At 52.9% G+C, this 1,781-nt stretch carries 3 protein-coding genes; all 3 read left to right on the forward strand.

What is annotated here, in order from left to right; all coding sequences use genetic code 11:
* Positions 1 to 180, forward strand: a 180-nt coding sequence (locus NTZ04_00005) for a histidine kinase (protein ID MCX5990711.1), incomplete at its 5' end; no start/stop codon positions are given.
* 17 nt (positions 181 to 197) lie between these two features.
* Positions 198 to 338: a hypothetical protein gene (locus NTZ04_00010; GenBank protein MCX5990712.1), complete on the forward strand. Its 141-nt coding sequence runs from the start codon at positions 198 to 200 to the stop codon at positions 336 to 338.
* Between the two features lie 101 nt (positions 339 to 439).
* A partial coding sequence (locus NTZ04_00015; protein MCX5990713.1) for a PAS domain S-box protein occupies positions 440 to 1,781 on the forward strand: 1,342 nt, incomplete at its 3' end.

Below are 1,781 nucleotides of genomic sequence, written 5' to 3' on the forward strand. Positions count from 1 at the left end.
ATACTGGGCGTGGCGGATGTTGTTGAGGCCATGACCTCCCATCGGCCCTACCGGCCCCCACTGGGTATAGAGAAAGCCCTCGAGGAGATTTCATGCAACAGCGGTATCCTGTATGACCCCAATGTGGTCAGTGCTTGCCTGAGGGTCTTTACTGAGAAAGCGTTTGCTTTCGAAGGGTAGAGACAGGGGCAGGCCGAATGAACAGCAGAAGATCTACCAAGAAGTCCCTGATTTCATTTGTCCTTTATTTCATTCTTGGTACTGTATTCCTTGCCGCATCTGCAGAAAAGGCACAAGCCCTGTCATTCAGCGCGGCGGTGAACTATGCGGTCAGATAGTGAAGTGAAATGACATAGGAATCGGGCCATTTGCATCTTGTCAGGGGGGATGGCCAGGACGTAGAATAGAGTTATTGACAATAGATATAGGAGTCCATATTGTGTTAATACCTGAGCCGACTACCCCCTTGACGAGAGATGTGGATCAGCACCCCCGGTATGAGATCCGTCTCCTGATCGTTGATGATTCGGAAGACGACGCCCTGGCCGTGGTTAACGAATTGAAGCGGGGCGGCTATTCCACCACTTTTGAAAGGGTTGACACAGTTGATGCTATGATCGCTGCCCTGAAGAATGGGCACTGGGACGTCATAGTGTCCGAATATATCATGCCATCATTCAGCGGTCTGGCGGCATTGAATCTGTTCAAAGCAAGCAGCCTTAACCTGCCATTCATACTGGTGTCAGGCAAGATTGGTGAAGACAAGGCAGTGGAAGCCATGAAGGCCGGGGCAACCGACTACGTTATGAAGGATAAACTGAGCCGCCTTGTCCCTGCCATTGAACGTGAGTTGGGTGAAGCGAAGGTGCAAAGAGAGCGCAGAAAGGGAACAGAGGCCCTACAGCGCCAGGAACAGCGATTCCGGGCGCTCATAGAGAACGCCTCGGATGCTATCGCGATATTGGACGACAAGGGGACGATACTCTATGAAAGCCCATCTGTAGAAAAGATACTCGAAAGGAAACCCTCACAGTTGGAGGGGATGAGCTTCCCTGATCTCATCCACCCAGGTGATATGCAGCAAGCTATGTCCCTCTTTGAATCCCTGATAGAGAATCCCGGCAAGCCTATCGATAGCCAGTTACGTATTAAGCGCAAGGATGGCTCGTGGCGCACAGTCGAGGCTAAAGCACTGAACCTTCTCCGTGATCCCGGGGTAAAGGGTATCGTCATCAACTACCGCGATATCACCGATCGCAAAGGGTTGGAACAACAGGCCAGGGAACGGATGAAAGAGCTGCAGGCATTTTACAGTTTGGCCGAGATAAACGAAAGGGAAGGCATCACCCTGGACCAACTGTATCAGGAATTCACCAACATCCTGCCGAAAAGCTGGCTATACCCGGAGATCGCCTGCGCCAGGATAGCGATTGGTGCCAGCGAGTTCCGCACGAAGAACTTCATGGACTCCGCATGGAAGCAATCCGCGCCAGTCAAGGTGAATGGAGCAGTAGTGGGGAGGGTCGAAGTTGGTTACCTTGAGGAGAGGCCAGAAGAAGGCGAGGGGCCATTCCTGAAGGAAGAGAGGCTGCTCATAGATGCCATCGCCGAGCGGCTAGGACGCGTCGCCGAGCGCAAGCAGGCAGAGGAGGCTCTAAGAAAGAGTGAGGCACGCTACCGCCTGCTGGCCGAGAACGTCTTGGATGTTATCTGGGTCACCGATATGAACATGCGGCCTACCTATCTCAGCCCCTCAATCACTGGCCTGTTAGGCTACAGCA

It is taken from the genome of Chloroflexota bacterium (genome assembly GCA_026389585.1).
GTDB lineage: Bacteria > Chloroflexota > Dehalococcoidia > UBA2247 > RBG-13-53-26 > JAPLHP01.